The organism is Longimicrobium sp., from assembly GCF_035474595.1.
GTDB lineage: Bacteria > Gemmatimonadota > Gemmatimonadetes > Longimicrobiales > Longimicrobiaceae > Longimicrobium.
This window is the reverse complement of record NZ_DATIND010000152.1, coordinates 1-18,587: the sequence shown is the minus strand read 5'-3', so window position 1 is coordinate 18,587 and position 18,587 is coordinate 1. Positions and strand designations below refer to the sequence as shown.

The following is an 18,587-nucleotide window of genomic DNA, read 5'->3' as shown; positions in this document are numbered from 1 at the left end:
GCGTGTGATGCGTGGGCCCAATCAGGCATCCCCGCGCTCCCGAAGCTCCCCCCGCGTTGAGTTCTCCCCTCCCCCGCGGAGCGGGCGGAGGGGCCCGGGGGGAGGGGGCCAGCCAGGCGGGCAAGGTGCCATCCCATCGCGCGGATGGTGCCCAGCCACCTCTCCCGGTACGGGAGAGGTGGACGGCCTAGGCCGGCCGGAGAGGGCGCGATGCGGCGGGATCGAGCCGCCCTCCGTCCCCGCGCTGAGTCTCCGCTACCGCCGCCGCACCACCGCCCGCCGCGCCGCGCCCCGCTCATCGCCCCGCTTCGCCGCCGCTGGCTCCGCGGCCGCCCCGTCGTTCGCGGCGTCTGCGTCCAGCGCGGCGGCGAAGGAGCGGATGGTGGGGCGGCGGAAGAGGTCGACGAGGGGAATCTCGCGGCCGAGCGCCTTCTCCAGCGCCTCCTGCAGCCGCGCGGCGAGCAGCGAGTGGCCGCCCACCTCGAAGAAGTTGTCGTTCACGCCGACGTCATCGACCGCGAGCACATGGCGCCACGCCGCGGCCACCGTGCGCTCCACCTCCCCGCGCGGCGCGGCGCCGCCCGATGGCGCGGGAGGATCGGGGAGGCGCGCGCGGTCGATCTTCCCGTTCGGCAGCAGCGGCAGCGCATCCAGCGGCACGATCGCGCTCGGGATCATGTGCTCGGGAACGCGCGCGCGCAGATGCTCGCGCAGGCGCTCGGCGAACGCATCTCCATCTCCCGTCTCCCCGCTTTTCCCGCTGTTCGGGAGATCGGAGTCCGGAGGAGAATCGGGGACGACGTAGGCGACGAGGCGGGCGTCGGGGGATTGGCCGCGGAGCACGACGACCGCGTCGCGCACCCCATCGGCCATCGCGAGGACGGAGGCGATCTCGCCGGGCTCGATGCGGAATCCGCGCACCTTCACCTGCGCGTCCATCCGCCCCAGGAACCGCAGCCGCCCGTCGTCCAGCCAGCGCACGCGGTCGCCGGTGCGGTACATCCGCGCGCCCGGATGCGGCGCGAACGGATCGGGGAGATACGCCGCCGCGGTGCGCCCCGGCTGGCCCTGATAGCCGCGCGTCACCCCCGGCCCGCCCACGTACAGCTCGCCCGGAATCCCCACGCCCACCGGCTGCATCCGGGCGTCCAGGACGTACGCGCGCACGTTCTCCAGCGGGCGGCCCAGCGCCGGCGGCCCGTCCGCCGCCAGCCGGCCGGTGGTGACGGCGACGGTGATCTCCGTGGGCCCGTACGCATCGTACATCTCGCGCCTGCGCGACCAGCGCGCGACCACCGCCGGGCTCACCGCCTCGCCCGCGGAGATGAGCGTGCGCAGGTCGGGAAGGTCCGCGTCCGGAAGCACCGCCAGCAGCGACGGCGGGAGGGTGACGTCGGTGATGCGCTCGCGGCGCAGCAGCTCGATGAGCGGCGCGCCCGCAAGCAGCTCCTCGCGCGCGGCCAGGACCAGCGTGGCGCCCGTGGTGAGCGCGGTGAAGACGTCGATCACCGCCGCGTCGAAGGCGAAGGTGGCGAACTGCAGCACGCGGCTCCGCGCGCCGACGCCCCAGCGGCGGACCTGCGCGCCGATCAGGTTGGGGATGCCGCGATGGGGCACGAGCACGCCCTTCGGCAGCCCGGTGGAGCCGGAGGTGTAGATGACGTACGCGAGGTTGTCCGCGTCCACCTCCACGCCGGGATCGTCCGGCGAAAGCGCCGCGAGCGCGTCCGCCTCCGCGTCCAGCGCCACCACGCCGATGCCGTCCAGCGGCAGCGTGGACGCGGAGGCGGCGGAGGGCGCGACGACGGTGCGGACGCCCGAATCGTCCAGCATGTAGCGCAGCCGCTGCGGCGGGTACGCCGGGTCCAGGGGGAGGTACGCGCCGCCCGCCTTCAGCACCCCCAGCACCGCGACGATCGTCCCCGCCATGCGGTCCGCGGCGATGCCGACGCGGCTCTCGGGGCCGACGCCGCGAAGGACGAGAAGGCGCGCGAGGCGGCTGGCGGCGGCGTCCAGCTCCGAATACGTCATCCGCTCGGCGCCGCGGGAGAGCGCGACCGCGTCCGGCGTCCGCGCCGCCTGCTCGGCCACGAGCCGGTGGATGGGGCGGCGGGGATACGGCGCCTCGGCCACGCCCCACGCCAGCACCTGCCGCCGCTCGCCGGCCTCCGCGCGGGCCACCAGCGCGGAGATCCGCGCGTCCGGATCGGCCGCCGCCCCGCGCGCCAGCGCCGCGAATCGGCCGGCGACGCGCTCGATCGTCGCCGCGTCGAAGAGGTCGGCGGCGTACTCCCACGAGCAGCGCGCCGCGCCCTCGCCGCGCACGATCCCCAGCGTCAGCTCGGCCTTGGCCGCGCCGGTGTCGCCCGCGTCCGCGTCCACCGTCACCGCCAGCCCGGGCGGCTGGGGGACGGGGCGTTCGTGGTGCAGCGTAAACGACGCGGGCGTAAGCGGATGGCGGCCGAGCGCGCGCTCCAGCTTCAGCGACTCGATCACCTTCTCGAAGGGCACGTCCTGGTGCGCGTACGCCTCCAGCGTGGTCTCGCGCACGCGCCGCAGCAGCTCGCGGAAGGTGGGATCGCCGGAGAGGTCCGTCCGCAGCGCCAGCGCGTTCACGAAGAAGCCGATCAGCGGCTCCGTTTCCGCCCGCGTCCGCCCCGCCACGGCGGAGCCGGCCACCACGTCGTCCTCCCCGCTCCACCGCGCCAGCAGCGCGCAGTAGAGGGCCAGATACGCCATGAACGGCGTCGCCCCCTCCACGCGCGCGGCCGCTTCGATCCGCTCGGCATCGGCCACCGGGAGCACGGTCTCCACGTGCCCCGCGGCGAGCGTCGGCAGGCCGTGGCGCGGGCGGTCGGCGGGGAGCTCCAGCACCGGAGCGCCGGCCAGCTTCCGCGCCCAGTACGCCGTCTGCGCGCGGAGCCGGTCGCCCGCCAGCCACCCTCGCTGCCACGCCGCGAAGTCCGCGTACTGCACCGGAAGGTCGTCCAGCGGCGAGGGCCGCCCCGCCGCGAACGCGCCGTAGAGCGCCGTCAGCTCGGCGTAGAAACGCTCCAGGCTCCACGCGTCTCCGGCCACGTGGTGCAGCGTCACCAGCAGCGCGTGCTCGTCGTCGCCCAGGCGGAGGAGATGGAGACGGAGAAGCGGCCCGCGCTCCAGGTCGAACGGGGTCGACGCATCGCGATCCATCTCCCCCCGCAACGCCGCCTGGGGATCGGCCTCGCGCGACAGGTCGGTGAAGGGGAGATGGACGGGCGCGGGGGGATGGATGACCTGCACCGGCCCGGCGTCCGTGCGCGCGAAGACGGTGCGCAGTGCCTCGTGCCGCCGCACGATTTCGGTCAGCGCGCGGGCGAGGACATCGCGGTCCAGCGGGCCGCGGAGGCGCAGCAGCATCGGCAGGTTGTACGCGGTGCCGCCGGGAACCAGGCGATCGAGGAACCAGAGCCGCTCCTGCGCGAACGAGAGCGCCAGCGGCCGGTCGCGCGGCACGCGGGCGATCGGCTCGTCCGCCACGCCTCCCGCGCCGGCGCGCTCCGCGTCGATGCGCGCGGCGAGCGTCTCCAGCGTCTGCGCGTCGAACAGGTCGCGGAGCGGGAGGTCGACGCCCAGCTCGCCGCGGATCCGCGACACCGTGCGCGCCGCCAGCAGCGAGTGCCCGCCCAGCGCGAAGAACCCATCCCCGCGCGCGACGTGATCGACGCCCAGCACCTCGCGCCACACCTCCGCCAGCGCCTTTTCGGTCGGCGTGCGCGGCACGGCGTCGGCGGCGGATGCGGTACGGCCGGGCTCGGGGAGGGCGGCACGGTCGACCTTGCCGTTGGGCGTAAGCGGGAAGGCGTCGAGGACCGTCACCTCCGCCGGCACCATGTGCTCGGGGAGCGTGCGCCGGAGCGCCGCCCGCAGCGTCGTGCCGTCGATGGCCGATTCGGGACGCGGCGTCACCCACCCGAGCAGGCGCGGCTCGCCCGTCGCGGAGGCGCGAACCATCACCACCGCCTCGAGCACGCCGCGTTGGTCCGCGAGCGCCGCCTCCACCTCGCCCGGCTCGATGCGGAAGCCGCGGACCTTCACCTGGTTGTCGGATCGACCCAGGAACTGAAGTGCGAAAGTACGAGAAGGTGCGAAAGTGCGAGAGTGCGAAAGTGCGAAAGTGGACTCATCGCGAGGCTCGGCAGCGAGTGTTTCCTCGGCTCCGCGGGCCCTCTCCCTGGCTCGTTCCTCGCCTGTCCCTCCCCCAAAACTGCCTGGGGGAGGGACGGAATCGGCGCGGCCTGCATCCACCGGCGCGAGCGTCGGATGCGGGTGTGCCGGGTGGTTACTTTCGCACTCTCGCACTTTCGCGCTTTCGCACCATCTCGCGCGGTCTCCCGTGCGATACAGCCTCCCTCCCGGCGCTCCGAATGGGTCGGGCGTGAACTTCTCCGCAGTGAGCGCCGCGCGGCCCAGGTAGCCGCGCGCCACGCCCGCGCCGCCGATCAGCAGCTCGCCGGCGACGCCGGGGGGCTGCAGGCCGCCGGCCGGGTCGCAGACGTACAGGCGCACGCCGGCGAACGGCTGTCCGATCGGGTGCCCGTCCACGCGCGCGTCCGCGGGGACGGCGTGCGCGGAGGCGAGGATCGTCCCCTCCGTGGGGCCGTAAAGGATGTGGGTTTCGGCGGATGGGAAGGCGGCACGCATCTCCGCCGCCAGGTCGGCGGGGACCCGGTCGCCGCCGACGAAGGTGCGCCGCAGCCGCGGAAGCCGCCCCGCACGCGCCACCTCGCGCATCAGTGCGGGGACGGCGTGCAGCAGCGTGGCGTCCGCCGCGTCCTCGGCCAGCGCGGCGGCGTCCAGCACGCGCTCGCGGCTCACGATGCGCACGGTGGCGCCCGCGGTGAGCGGCAGGACGGCCTCGAAGAGCCAGATGTCGAAGGCGAACGAGGCCAGCGCCGGCATCACGTCGCCCGCGCGGACGCCGAACGCATTGCGCGTCGCGGCAAGGAGATTGGCCAGCGCGCCGTGCGAGACCTCCACCCCCTTCGGCCGCCCGGTGGAGCCGGAGGTGTAGATGACGTACGCGAGGGTGGCGGGATCGGCGTCGCTCGCATCCACCGGCTCGCGTGCGTCCGCGCCGGCGATGTCGATCACGCGCGCGGCGCCGGTGTCGAGCCCGTCCGCCAGCTTTCCGCTGGTGAGGAGGACGCGCGCGCCGCTGTCGGCCAGCATGTACGCGCGCCGCCCGGCCGGGTACGCGGGGTCGATGGGGAGGAACGCGCCGCCCGCCTTCCACGCCGCCAGCGCGGCGATCACCTGCTCCGGCCCGCGCTCCAGCATCACCGCCACGGGGACGCCGGCGCGCACGCCCGCCTCGCGCAGGACCGCGGCCAGTGCACCCGCGCGGCGCTCCATCTCCCCATAGCCGATCTCCATCTCCCCGAACCGCAACGCGGCCGTATCGGGCCTCAACTGCGCGGCGGCGGAGACGAGCTGGTGCGTGGCGACGAACGGCGCCGCGTCTCCCCCGTCGCCCCAGGCCAGCAGCCGCTCGCGCTCGCCCGGCAGCAGCGCGGATGCGGCCGAGATGCGCGCGTCGGGATCGGCGGCGAATGCCTGCATCAGCGTCGCGAAACGCGCGGCGATCCGCTCTGCCGTGACAGCGTCGAAGAGGTCGGTGGCGTATTCGAGGACGCCCTCCATCCCCCCACCCGCCGTGGCCTCCAGGTTCAGCGACAGGTCCAGCTTGGCCGCGCGCTCGCCGATCTCGCCGAAAGACGCGGAAACCCCGGGGAGCGCCAGGCACCCCGTCTCCTGGCTGTGCAGCGTGAACATGGCCTGGAAGACGGGCGCATGGCTGAGCGAGCGCTCGGTCTCCAGCGCCTCGACCAGCTTCTCGAACGGCAGCTCGGCGTGCGCGAACGCGCCCAGCGTGGCCTCTCGCGCCCGCGCCAATAGCGCCCGGAACGGCGGGTCGCCGGACAGGTCGCCGCGCAGCGCCAGCATGTTCACGAACAGGCCGACGATCCCCTCCGTCTCCGCCCGCGCGCGCCCCGCCTGCGGGGTCCCGACGACAACGTCCTCCTGCCCCGAAAGCCGCCCCAGCAGCGCCTGCCAGCCGGCCAGCAGCGCCATGAACGCGGTCGCGCCCTCCTCCGCCGCCAGCGCGTGGACCCGCGCCACGAGATCGAGGGGGAGATGGAAGGTCAGCGCGGCGCCGCGGTGGGCGCGGCGCGCGGGACGCGGACGATCGGTCGGCAGCTCCAGCAGCGGCGGCGCGCCGGCGAGCCGTTCGCGCCACCAGCGCGCCTCCACCGCGATGCGCTCGGGGGTGAGATGCGCCCGCTGCCACGCCGCGAAGTCGCCGTACTGGAGGGAGACGGGCGGCAGCTCCGGCTCCTCGCCGCGCGCGATCGTCTCGTACGCCGCCGACGCCTCGCGCAGGATGATGCCGAGCGACCAGCCGTCGGCGAGCGCGTGGTGCACGTTCAGCGCGAGCACGTGCTCGGGAACGGGGTGCGAAAGTGCGAGAGTGCGAGAGTGCGAGAGTGACCCGGCGTCGGCGCCGGCCTCGCTTACGCGCTCGTCCTCGGCCACGATGCGGACGAGGAGCGCGCGGAGCGTGGGGCCGCGCTCCAGGTCGATCGGGCGCCACGCCTCCTCGTCCAGCACCCGCATCGCCGCGGCCTCGCCATCTGCTTCCACCAGCGGGAGATGGAGAGGCTCCGGCGGGGCGACCGTCTGCGTGGCGAGGCCGTTTTCCTCGCGGATTCGCGTCCGCAGCGCCTCGTGGCGATGGACCACGGTTTCCAGCGCGCACCGCAGCGCCTGCGCGTCGATCTCGCCGCGCAGGCGGATGCGGACGGGCATGTTGTACGCGCCCGCTTCGGGCTCCATCCGCTCCAGGAACCACGTCCGCTCCTGCGCGAACGAAAGCGGCATCGCCCCGCCGCGATCCGTGGGGACGACGGGCGGGAGCGGCGCCTCGCCCGTGCCGCGCAGCGCCTCGATCCGCGCGGCCAGGCGGCGGACGGTCGGCGCCTCGAACACCGCGCGCAACGGCACCTCCACTCCGAACGCGCCACGGATGCGCGACACCACCTGCGTCGCCAGCAGCGACTGCCCGCCGAGCAGGAAGAAGTCGTCGTCGATCCCCACGCGCTCGGCGCGGAGGACGCGCGACCAGATGCCGGCCAGCACCTCCTCGCCCGGCGTGCGCGGCGCGGCGTGGGCATCGGCGGAGGGCGTGGCGGGCGCGGGGAGCGCCTTGCGATCCACCTTGCCGCTGGAGGTGAGCGGCAGCGCGGCCATCTCCACGAACGCGGCGGGCACCATGTACGGTGGCAGCGTCCGCGCGAGCCGTTCGCGCAGCGCCTCCACCGCGATCCCCCGCTCCCGCGCGGCCACGACATACGCGACCAGCTGCGCCTCGTTCCCCGCCCCGCGCGCCACCACCACCGCCTCGCGCACGGACGCGTCGGCCGCGAGCGCGGACTCGATCTCCCCCAGCTCGACGCGCACGCCACGGATCTTCACCTGGAAGTCGAAGCGGCCCAGGTACTCCAGTGCGAGAGTACGAGAGTGCGTGTCCGCGCCTTCGGCGGCCCTCTCCCTGGCTCGTTCCTCGCCTGTCCCTCCCCCAAAACTGCCTGGGGGAGGGACGGGGTTCGCGGGGCCTGTCACCGATTGCGTGAGCGTCGGATGCTGGAGTGCCGGACCGTTACTTTCGCACTCTCGCACTGTCGCACTTTCGCACCATCTCGCCCGGTCTCCCGTGCGGTACATGCGCGCGCCCGCCGCTCCGAACGGGTCGGGGACGAAGCGCTCCGCCGTCAGCGCCGGGCGGCGCCAGTACCCGCGCGCCACCTGGACGCCGGCGATGTGCAGCTCGCCGGGGACGCCGCTCGGGCACGGGTGGCCGCGCCCGTCCAGCACGTGGATGCGCGTGTTCGCGACGGGGCGGCCGATGGGGACGGTGGCGCCCTCGCCCGGCGCGCACCGGTGCCAGGTGACCTCGACGGCGGCCTCGGTGGGGCCGTACAGGTTGTGCAGCTCGATGGCGGGAAAGCGCGCGAAGAAGCGGTCGCGCAGCTCCGCGGAAATCGCTTCGCCGCTGGCGGTTACGCGGCGGATCGTCGGGACGCGCGCGGGATCCGCTTCGTCCAGCCAGAGCTGCATCATCGAAGGGACGAAGTGCAGCGCCGTCACCCCCTCGCGCGCGACCATCTCCGTCACCCGCGCGGGGTCGCGGTGCGCGCCGGGCGCGAGGACGGCGAGGCGCGCGCCGGCCGCGAGCGGGCAGAAGAACTCCCACAGCGCGACGTCGAAGGTGAACGGCGTCTTCTGCAGCACCACGTCGTCGGCGCGCAGCGGGATCGCGTCCAGCATCCACAGCACGCGGTTGACGATGCCGCGGTGCGCGTTCCCGGCGCCTTTGGGGCGGCCGGTCGATCCGGAGGTGTAGATGACGTACGCCAGCGCGTCCGCGTCCGCCGTTGCGAGGACGGGCGCCGCGTCGAAGCCGTCCAGCACGCCCGCCGCGTCCAGCGCGATGGATTCGGGAGACGCGGGGAGATGCGCGATCCAGCGCTCCTGCGTCAGCACCAGCCGCGCCGCGCAATCCTCCAGCATCCACGCGATGCGATCCGCCGGGTACTCGGGGTCGATGGGGATGAAGAATCCGCCCGCCTTCAGGATGCCGTAGAGCGCAACCACCATCTCCAGCGAGCGCTCCATCATCACCGCCACCGGCGTCTCCATCCCCACGCCCCGCGCGCGGAGGAGATGCGCGAGCTGGTTGGCGCGGCCATCCATCTCCGCGTAGGTCAGCGATTCACCCTCGAACGTCACCGCGGTGGCCGCCGGGGTGCGCGCCGCCTGCGCCTCGAACAGCGCGTGCAGCGTGAGCGAGGGATCGCTCGCCGCCTCCGGCCCGGCGGAGAGCCGCAGCAGTTCCGCGCGCTCGGGGCCGGAGACGAGCGGGAGGTCGCCCGCGGGGGTGTCCGGCCGCCGCAGCGCGGAGTCCAGCAGCGTCCCGTAACGCGCGGCCAGGTGCTCGATCGTCGCCGCGTCCCACAGGTCCGTCGCCCACTCGACCTCCACGCGGAGGGCGCCGTCGTCCTCGTCGTAGTGGTCGAAGGTGAGGTCGAACTTGGCCGTGTCGTACTCGGGCGCGAGCGGGGCGATCTCCACGCCGCCGAGCGCCACCGGCTCCATCCGCGCGTTCTGCAGCGTCACCATCGCCTGGAACACGGGGTTGCGCGCGGGGTCGCGCGGCAGCCGCAGCGCCTCGACGATGCGGTCGAACGGCAGGTCCTGGTGGTTGAACGCGGCGAGCGCCACGTCCCTCTCGCGCCGCACCAGCGCGCGGAAGCTCTCGCCGGGATCAATGCGCAGCCGCAGCGGCAGCGTGTTCACGAAGAAGCCGATCAGCCCCTCCAGCTCGCTCCTTGTCCGGTTCGCGACCGGTGTCCCCAGCACCACGTCGTCCTGCCCCGCGTACCGCGCCAGCGTGGCGCGCACGGCGGCGGCGAGCACGTTGAACGGCGTCGCGCCCTCGTTCCGCGCCAGCTCGCGAAGCCGGTTCGCGGTGGCGGGTTCGATGCGCGTCTTCAGCGTGCGGCCGCGGTGGCTCTCAGCCGGGGGGCGGGGGTGGTCGGTGGGGAGGTCGAGCGCGGGCGGCGCGCCCTCCAGCGCATCGCGCCAGAACGCCGACAGCCGCTCCAGCACCGCGCCCTGGAGATGCTCGCGCTGCCACGCCGCGAAGTCCGCGTACTGCACGGCCAGCGGCGGCATCTTCAGATCGCGCCCGTCGCGCCCGGCGGCGTACAGCTCGCCCAGCTCGCGCGCGAACACGCCCATGCTCCATCCGTCGCTCACGACGTGGTGCATGCACAGCAGCAGCACGTGCTCGTCCGCCGCCAGCCGCAGCAGCGACGCGCGCACCAGCGGCCCCGCGACCAGGTCGAACCCGGTATTCGCGTCCGCATCGATCCGCCGCCGCACCTCCGCCTCCCGCGCGGCGTCGGACAAACCGGACAAATCGACGAGCGGCAGGTGCGCCGCCCTCCCGCCGTTCCCCCTATCCCCTGTCGCCTGTCCCCTGTCCCCTACGATGTCCCCTATGACCTGCACCGGCTCGCCGTCCCGCTCGGCGATCGTCGTCCGCAGCGTCTCGTGGCGCGCGCGGAGCGCATCCAGCGCGCGGGCCAGCGCCGCCGCGTCCAGATCCCCGCGGATGCGGAGCGGATGCGGCATGTTGTACGCGGCGCTGCCGGGGTCCATCCGTTCCAGCACCCAGAGCCGCGCCTGCGCGTAGCTGAGCGGCGCGGTGCCGTCCGGCCGCGCGCGCGGACGCAGCTCCGGGCCGGCCGCCTGCTCGCGCTGCATCCGCAGCCGCAGCTCCAGCAGCCGGCGCCGCTCGGGGGAAAGCTCCTGCAGGCGGTTGGCGACGTCGGCCATCGTCAATCCCCCGCCGCGGCCGCGCCGCTCTCTTCGGCCGCCAGGAGCGCGCGCACCTCGTCGTCGCTCAGGCCGTCCAGCTCGTCCATCAGCCCCGCCAGCACCTCGTCGCGCTCGCCGTCCACGACCGCGGCCAGCGCGGCGACGGTCGGCGCCTCGAAGATGCGGTGCAGGGGGAGCGAGATGCCGAACCCCTCGCGCACCCGTGTCGCCAGCTGCGTGGCCAGGAGCGAGTGCCCGCCCAGGTCGAAGAAGTTGTCGTCCACGAAGACGCGCTCCAGCCGCAGCACCTCGGCCCAGATCTCCGCGATCCGCCGTTCCGTCTCCGTCCGCGGCTCCGTGCCCACATCCGCGCCGCCCAGCCGCACCGGCTCGGGCGCGGGAAGGGCGCGGCGGTCCACCTTCCCGTTCGGCGTCAGCGGGAAGGCGTCCATCACCACCACCGCCGATGGCACCATGTGATCGGGGAGCTGCTCCTTCAGCCACGCGCGCAGCCGCGGCACCAGATCGCGCGCCTGCACCGCCCGGAGCGGGTCGTTGGCGAAGCCAATCAGCTCCTTCTCCGCCAGCGGCCGCTCGGGGAAGCGGGCGGCATCGTCCACGCGGCGGAAGAGCGCGTCGATGCGCCCCGGCGCCTGCGGGCCCGCGTGGCGGACGTCAACCGCGAGGCCGAGCGTATCTCCCAACCTCCACAGCACTTCGGGGTCGATGGCGGGCGACGGCTCGGCGTCCAGCAGCGCGCGCGCCTCGGCCACGGTGGCGGGGCCGTCCTCCATCTCCAGCACCTCCACGATCCGCATCTCCCGCCACAGCCGCGCGTCGGGGATGCCGAGGACGGCGAGCGGGGATGCGGGATCGGCGCGGAGGATGGATTCGATCCGGGAGATGGAGAGCGCCGCATCCCACTCCATCGCCGGCGCGGCGGGGAGTTCGGGGGACGGGCCGGCGCGGAGGACGACGTCGAAGCGGTGGCGGGTGAGCTCGTTGTGGTGCGCGCCGCGCTTGATCCGCGTCTCCACGCGCCCGATGCGGGGGATGCGGCGGCGGAGCGCGCGGAAGAAGTCGGGCTCCACCACCAGCTCCTCTTCCTCCTCCACGATCCGCCGCGCGCGCTGCCGCAGGTCGTGCGTGGGGACGGAGCCGTCCGCGCCGTCGAACTCGATGGCGGTGCGGAAGGCGTCCAGCGTCCACAGGCCGCGCACGTCGCCGATGAGGAAGGCGCCGCCGTCCGCCAGCGCATCCATCGTTCGGGCAACGACTTCCGCGAAATATTCCGCGCCGGGGAAGTACTGGCAGACGGAGTTCAGGATCGCGGTGTCGAACCCTCCGCCGATGCCGCCGAACTCCGCCGCCTCGCGCTGCAGCAGGCGCACGGGCGGGAGATCGTCCGCGCGGCGGATGCGATCCTCCAGCCGCGCCAGCGCCTGCGCGCTGATGTCCGTCCCCACGTACTCCGCGGCGGACGGGGCGACGCGGAAGAGGAGGAGCCCGGTGCCGACGCCGATCTCCAGCACGCGGCGCGGATGGAGCGCGCGGATGCGGTCCACGGTGGCATCCACCCACTCGCGCATCTCGGCCGCGGGGATGGGCTGGCCGGTGTACGAGCTGTTCCAGCCGACGATGTCGAAGGTCTCGTCCCCCGCTTCCGTCCCCCGCGAGCCGGTGTAGACGTCGTCGAACAGCGTCTCCCACTGCCGCACCTGCCTGTCCGCCGTCTCCCCATCTTCCGTGCCGCTGACGGTTTCGCGCTTCGCGGGGATGACGTAGGCGGCGAGGCGCTTCTCCCCCGGCGCGTCCTCGCGCACGTGGACGGCGGCGCGCGCCACGAGCGGGCTGCGCTCCAGCACCGCCGCGACCTCGCCGGGCTCGATGCGGTAGCCGCGAATTTTGACCTGCTCGTCGATGCGGCCGAGGAACTGAAGTGCGAAAGTGCGAGAGTGCGAAAGTGCGAGAGTGGACTCGTCGCCGGACGAATCCGGGCGCGTTTCCTCGGCTCCGCGGGCCCTCTCCCTGGCTCGTCCCTCGCCTTTCCCTCCCCCAAAACTGCCTGGGGGAGGGACGGGATCGGCGGGGCCTGCAACTGATTGCGTAAGCGTCGGGTGCTGGAGTGTCGGAGGAGAAAAGGCGCCACCGCGCGTTGAGTTACTTTCGCACTCTCGCACTTTCGCACTTTCGCACCATCTCACCCGGTCGCCGGTGCGGTACAGACGCGCGCCGGGCACGTCGCTGAACGGGTGCGGGACGTAGCGCTCGGCCGTCAGCGCGGGGGCGCCCAGGTAGCCGCGCGCCAGGCCGTCGCCGCCCACGTACAGCTCGCCGGGGATGCCGGGAGGGACGGGGCGCATCCGCTCGTCCAGAACGTACGCGGTGCTGTTGGAGATGGGCGTGCCGATGGGGATGGACGCGCACGCCACGTCCGCCGCGACGATGGTGCGGCAGCAGGAGAACGTCGTGTTCTCGGTGGGCCCGTAGCCGTTGATGAGGCACAGATGCGGCGCCGATTCCAGCACCCGGCGCACGTGCGGCGCGGAAAGGACGTCGCCGCCCGCCAGGAGCTGGCGCAGCGCGAAGATGGCGTCGGGCGCGACGTCCACCATCGCGTGGAAGAGGCCAGCGGTGAGCCACGCGCCGGTGACGCCCTGCCGCCGGATGAACGCACCCAGTTCCGCCGGGTCCACCTCGATGGGGGGATACTGCGCCAGCCGGCCGCCGTTCAGCAGCGGCGCCCACAGCTCCAGCGTGCTCGCGTCGAACGCTACAGGGGCCAGTTGGAGCCACGTCTGGTCCGCGCCCATCTCGGCGAAGCCGTTCCCGATCACCAGCCGCAGCACCGCGCGATGCGGCACCACCACCCCCTTCGGCCGCCCTGTCGACCCCGACGTGTAGATGACGTACGCCGCGTTCTCCGCATCGATGGCGACACGCGGCGCATCGGCCGGTCGGGACGCAATCGCCGCCGCGTCCGTGTCCAGCCGCACGACCGTCATCCCCGCGCGCCCCATCTCCCGCGGACCGTCGGTGATCACGAGCCGCGCGCCGCAATCCTCCAGCATCAGCGCGATGCGGCTGCGGGGATATTTGGGGTTGAGGGGGACGTAGGCACCGCCCGCCTTCAGGATCGAGAGGATGGCGACGACCAGCTCCGGCGAGCGCTCCGCCAGCAGCGCGACGGGCGCGTCCGGGCCGACGCCGTGCGCGATCAGGTGGTGCGCGAGACGATTGGAGCGCGCGTCCAGCTCCGCGTACGACATCGCGCCGCCGTCCCACGCGACGGCGACGGCGTCCGGGCACGCGGCGGCGATCGCCGCGAAGCGCGCGGGGATGGTGGAATCGCGCGGATAGGCGCGCGCCGTCTCGCCTCCGATCGCGAGCAGCTCGGTTCGCGCCGCATCGGTCAGCAGCCCCGCGGCGGAGATGGGGCGGTTTGCATCGCCAACCATCTCCTCCAGCAGGCGCATGAAGAGCGACACCATCCGCTCGGCCGACGCGCGCTCCCAGAGATCCGTCGCGTACTCCAGGTTTCCGCGGAGGCGGCCGCCCTCCTCCAGCATCTCCAGGAAGAGGTCGAACTTGCTGGTGCCGCTGTCCACGTCCTCCAGCCGCAGCCGCACGCCGGGCGCGTCCACCGGCTCCATCGCCACGTTCTGCAGCGCGAACGCCACCTGGAACAGCGGGTTGCGGCTGAGCGTCCGCTCCGGCTGCAGCTCCTCGACCACGCGCTCGAACGGCAGGTCCTGGTGCGCGTACGCGTCCAGCGTCGTCTCCCGCACCCGCGCGATCAGCCGCGCGAACGAGGGGTCGCCGGAGAGGTCGGTGCGCAGCGCCATCGTGTTCACGAAGAACCCGATCATCCCCTCCACCTCGCGCCGCACGCGCCCCGCGATGGGCGAGCCGACCACCACGTCGTCGCGGCCGCTGAGGCGGTGGATGAGGAGCCCGAAGCCCGCCAGCAGCACCATGAACGGCGTGGCGTCCGCGCGCCGCGCCGCCTCGCGCAGCCGCGCCGCCAGCCCTGCGGGGACGTCGAAGGGGACGACGGCGCCGCGGTAGCTCTGCGTGGCCGGACGCGGACGGTCCGTCGGCAGCTCCAGCACCGCGGGCGCGCCGGCGAGGCGGCCGCGCCAGTACGCGAGCTGCGCCTCCAGCACCTCCTCGCGCAGCCATTCGCGCTGCCACACCGCGAAATCCGCGTACTGCACGGGAAGGTCGGGGAGCGGAGACGGCTCACCCGCGCGGAACGCCGCGTACAGCGCCGCCAGCTCGCGGAAGAGCACGCCGACGGACCACCCGTCCCCCGCGACGTGATGGAGATTGAGCACCAGCAGATGCTCGTCCTCGGCGACGCGGACGAGCACCGCGCGCAGCAGCAGGTCGCGCGTCAGGTCGAACGGCGTCTCCGCCTCCATCCGCGCGATCCGCCGCGCCTCTGCCTCCGCATCGGGATCCGCGCGCAGATCGTAGACCGGGAGATGGAACCCGCCGTGCTCCCCGTCCCCCGTCCCCTGTCCCCTATCCCCTTGTGGGTGAACGACCTGCACCGACCCGTCCGCCGTCGCCGCGAACGTGGTCCGCAGCGATTCGTGGCGATGGACGATCTCGCCGAGCGCGCGGCGGAGCGCGTCCACATCCAGCGCGCCGGTGAGGCGGACGCCGGCGGGGATGTTGTAGAACGGGCTCTCGGGCTCCATCTGGTGCAGGAACCAGAGGCGCTGCTGCGCGAACGAGAGCGGGAGCGGCTGGTCGCGCAGCACCGGCCGCAGCGGCGGCTGGGGGACTACGGGCCGCCCTCGCGCCGCGTCGATGCGCGCGGCGAGCGCGGCTGGCGTCGGCGCGTCGAAGAGCGCGCGGACCGGCAGCTCCACGCCCCAGCGCTGCCGCACGCGCGACAGCACCTGCATCCCCAGCAGCGAGTGGCCGCCCAGGTCGAAGAAGTCGTCCCCCGCGCCGATCCGCGGCGCGGCCAGCACCTCGGCCCAGATCTCCGCCAGCTCGCGCTCCGTCTCCCCCACTGGCGACGCATCGCCCTCCAGCGGCAGCAGCGCGGCGGGCGCGGGGAGCGCGCGGCGGTCGATCTTGCCGTGCGCCGTCAGCGGCAGCGCGTCCAGCCGCACGATGGCGGAGGGCACCATGTAGCCGGGGAGCCGCGCGCGCAGCCACCGCCGCAGCCCCGCCTCGTCCGCGGCCGCTTCCGCGCGCGGGACGACGTAGGCGACCAGCCGCGTCCGCCCGGTGCCGTCGTCGCGCGCCACGACCGCGGCGTGCGCGACGTCCGCGTGCCCGGCCAGGACGGACTCCACCTCGCCCGGCTCCACGCGGAAGCCCCCGATCTTCACCTGCTCGTCCAGGCGGCCGAGGAAGAGAAGTGCGAAAGTGCGAGAGTGCGAGAGTGCGAGAGTGGGTTCGTCGCGGGGCGAATTCACGCGCGTTTCCTCGCCTCCGCGAGCCCTCTCCCTGGCTCGTGCCTCGCCTGTCCCTCCCCCAAAACTGCCTGGGGGAGGGATGGGATCGGCGCGGCCTGCGGCGGGTTGCGCGAGCGTCGGGCGATCGGGTGTCGGGGGCGAGAAAGCCTCATCACGCGGTGAGTTACTTTCGCACTCTCGCACGTTCGCACTTTCGCACCATCTCACACGGTCGCCCGTCCGGTACATCCGCGCCCCGCCTTCGCGAGAAAACGGGTCGGGAGCGAAGCGCTCCGCCGTCAGCGCGGGGCGGCCCAGGTAGCCGCGCGCGACGCCCTCGCCGCCCAGGCACAGCTCGCCGGGCTCGCCCTCCGCGACCGGCCGCAGCTCGCCGTCCAGCACCAGGCAGCGCGTGTTCGCGATGGCGCTGCCGATGGGAATCTCCCCCTGTTCCCTGTCCCCTGTTCCCTGTCCCCTGTCTTCCCACGACGTCGCGGTGACCGTCGCCTCCGTCGGGCCGTACGTGTTGATCCAGCGCACCCGCTCGCCGGCGACGCGCCGCCATGCCGCCAGCGCGCCCGCCCGCGCCTTCTCGCCGCCGACGACGACGAGGCGGAGGGAGGGGGGGAGATGCGAATCGTCCCCGGTCTCCGCCACCCACGCGTGCCAGAGCGCGGTCGGGAGATCGAGGACGGAGATGCGCTCGCGCTCGATCCACGCGAGGAAGCCGGGGCCGAGCGTGGGGACGCCGGCGGGGCGGAAGACGACCGTGCCACCCGCCGCCCAGGTGGGAAAGATCTCCTCGACGGAGATGTCGAAGCCGATGGACGCGATCTGCGCCACGCGGTCCGCCGCGGTGAGGCCGAACAGCGCGGTGGCCGCGCGGTTGTGCGAGACGAGCGAGCGGTGCGAGACGGCGACGCCCTTCGGCCGGCCGGTGGAGCCGGAGGTGTAGATGACGTACGCCAGCGCCTCCGCCGGCAAGCCCGGCGCGACGAAACCGTCGCCCTCCCCCGGCGCGATGCCGTCCACGTCGACCACCGCCGCGCCCGTCTCCGGGAGAAGATGGAGCGTGGGCGCGTGCGCCAGGACCGCCGCGGCGCCCGCATCCTCCAGCACGTACGCGATGCGCCCGGCCGGGTACTCGGGGTCCAGCGGAACGTACGCGCCGCCGGCCTTCCACACGCCCAGCAGCGCCGCCGCCAGCTCCGGCCCGCGCTCCATCAGCACGCCCACGCGCGTCTCCGCCCGCACGCCCAGTGACCGCAGCCGCGCGGCGACCGCATCCGCGCGCCGGTCCAGCTCCGCGTACGACACCTCCGCCCCCGCGAACGCCACCGCGGGCGCGTCCGGCATGGCCGCCGCGCTCGCCGCGAACAGATGGTGCGCGCAGACCTCCCCCGCGGCGGGCGCGGGGGACGGAAGCGGGCGATGCGGTGCGGCGGAAGTCACCGGTGCTGCCTCGGCCTGCGGGTGAGCGTGCCCAGGATGCCCCGTTCCGGGGCGGATGCGCACTGCGCGAGGGAGGGTCGCGGCGGCGTACGCGTGGTGACGTATACAGAGTGGGCGCCGTGCCGCGCCCGCTTCGGGGCTGGGAATCACCTGCGCGGGGAGGGCCGCGCAGATCCGAACGAGCCGTTAACCGGAGCACACAGGACGCAAACCTTCCCGAGGGCGCCGGGCGTGGCATGTGTCCGCCGCCCGCCGTCCGAGGCTCGTGCTCCGGAATTCCACGGCCAATCTAACGAGGGAGATCGGGAAAATGTAGTAGTTTGACCAAACATCCTGAATCTGCACGACATTAACAATCCAGCACCGGCGCGGGTTTTCGCCGCTCATGCGGCAACTCTGTCACCATCCGCGGGAGGGCTCACGCCGCGCCGCAATGCGATCCTCCTGAGGGAGCGCTCCGCGCGCGTCAAATCACCATCCGGCGAAACGCATGTTTTGTCCACATGCAGAATCCGCCGCAATCTTGTGGTCCAAACATTCGGTTACGGTTCCAGTTCCGGGCGATGAATACCGCGCGTATCCGCCGATCACCGGCGACTGAAGTCGCAGCAACAACTACGGAAAGCCTCGCAAACTGCGCGAGGCTGTTCCGCTCACTCCGTGGCATCGGCGCTCACGACCGAGTCCCCTTTCACCCCTCCGTGGACGCGCAGGATGACATCACTGCGGGGGATCGGGGTTGGGGTGGATGACCCCTAAGCCGAGTGCCCGGGACGACGCTTGTCGTTCCCGGGCACTTGGCACTTGGCACTTGGCACTTGGCACTTGGCACTTGGGACTCGGTTCATCCCGGCGGCAGATACGGCTCGCCGAACTCCGACACCTCGCCGTCCTGGTCGTCGTGGAGCCAGGGGAAGAGCTGCAGGTGGCGGCGGCGCAGGCGGTTGGCGGACAGGTACGCCTCCTCCTCGGTGGCGCCGAAGCCCTCCCACGCCCACCCCTGCCCGTCCGCGCCCGGCGTAACCCACGGCGACTCGGCGTCGTGCACGCGCGGGGTGCGCCAGGGGTGGCCGAAGGGGTCCAGGTAGGTGCCCAGCACGGTGCCCGCGCGGTCCACCACCACGCCGAAGGCCCCGCCGCGCGCCCGCCGCCGCCGCCGGAACGCGGCCACCGCGCGCGGCAACGCGTCCATGGCCAGCACCAGCCCGCAGAGCAGCCCGACGGCTACGACCAGGTACAGCATCGCGTCCTTCATCGCCCTTTCGCCCGCGTCCGTGCGCCGCCCCGATGGCGGCGCAC

General features: G+C 73.6%; 3 protein-coding genes. All 3 read right to left on the bottom strand.

Annotation, left to right across the window (positions count from 1 at the left end; genetic code table 11):
- Positions 1-255: 255 nt before the first annotated feature.
- The gene (locus tag VLK66_RS26040; RefSeq protein WP_325312434.1) at positions 256-10,437 is read right to left on the bottom strand and encodes a non-ribosomal peptide synthetase; all 10,182 of its coding nucleotides are present in this window, start codon (positions 10,435-10,437) and stop codon (positions 256-258) included.
- Positions 10,438-10,439: 2 nt separating this feature from the next.
- Positions 10,440-17,288, bottom strand: coding sequence for a non-ribosomal peptide synthetase (locus VLK66_RS26035; protein WP_325312433.1), 6,849 nt, complete (start codon positions 17,286-17,288; stop codon positions 10,440-10,442).
- An 844-nt stretch (positions 17,289-18,132) separates the two neighbouring features.
- On the bottom strand, positions 18,133-18,587 hold a 455-nt coding region (locus VLK66_RS26030), incomplete at its 5' end, for a hypothetical protein (RefSeq protein ID WP_325312432.1).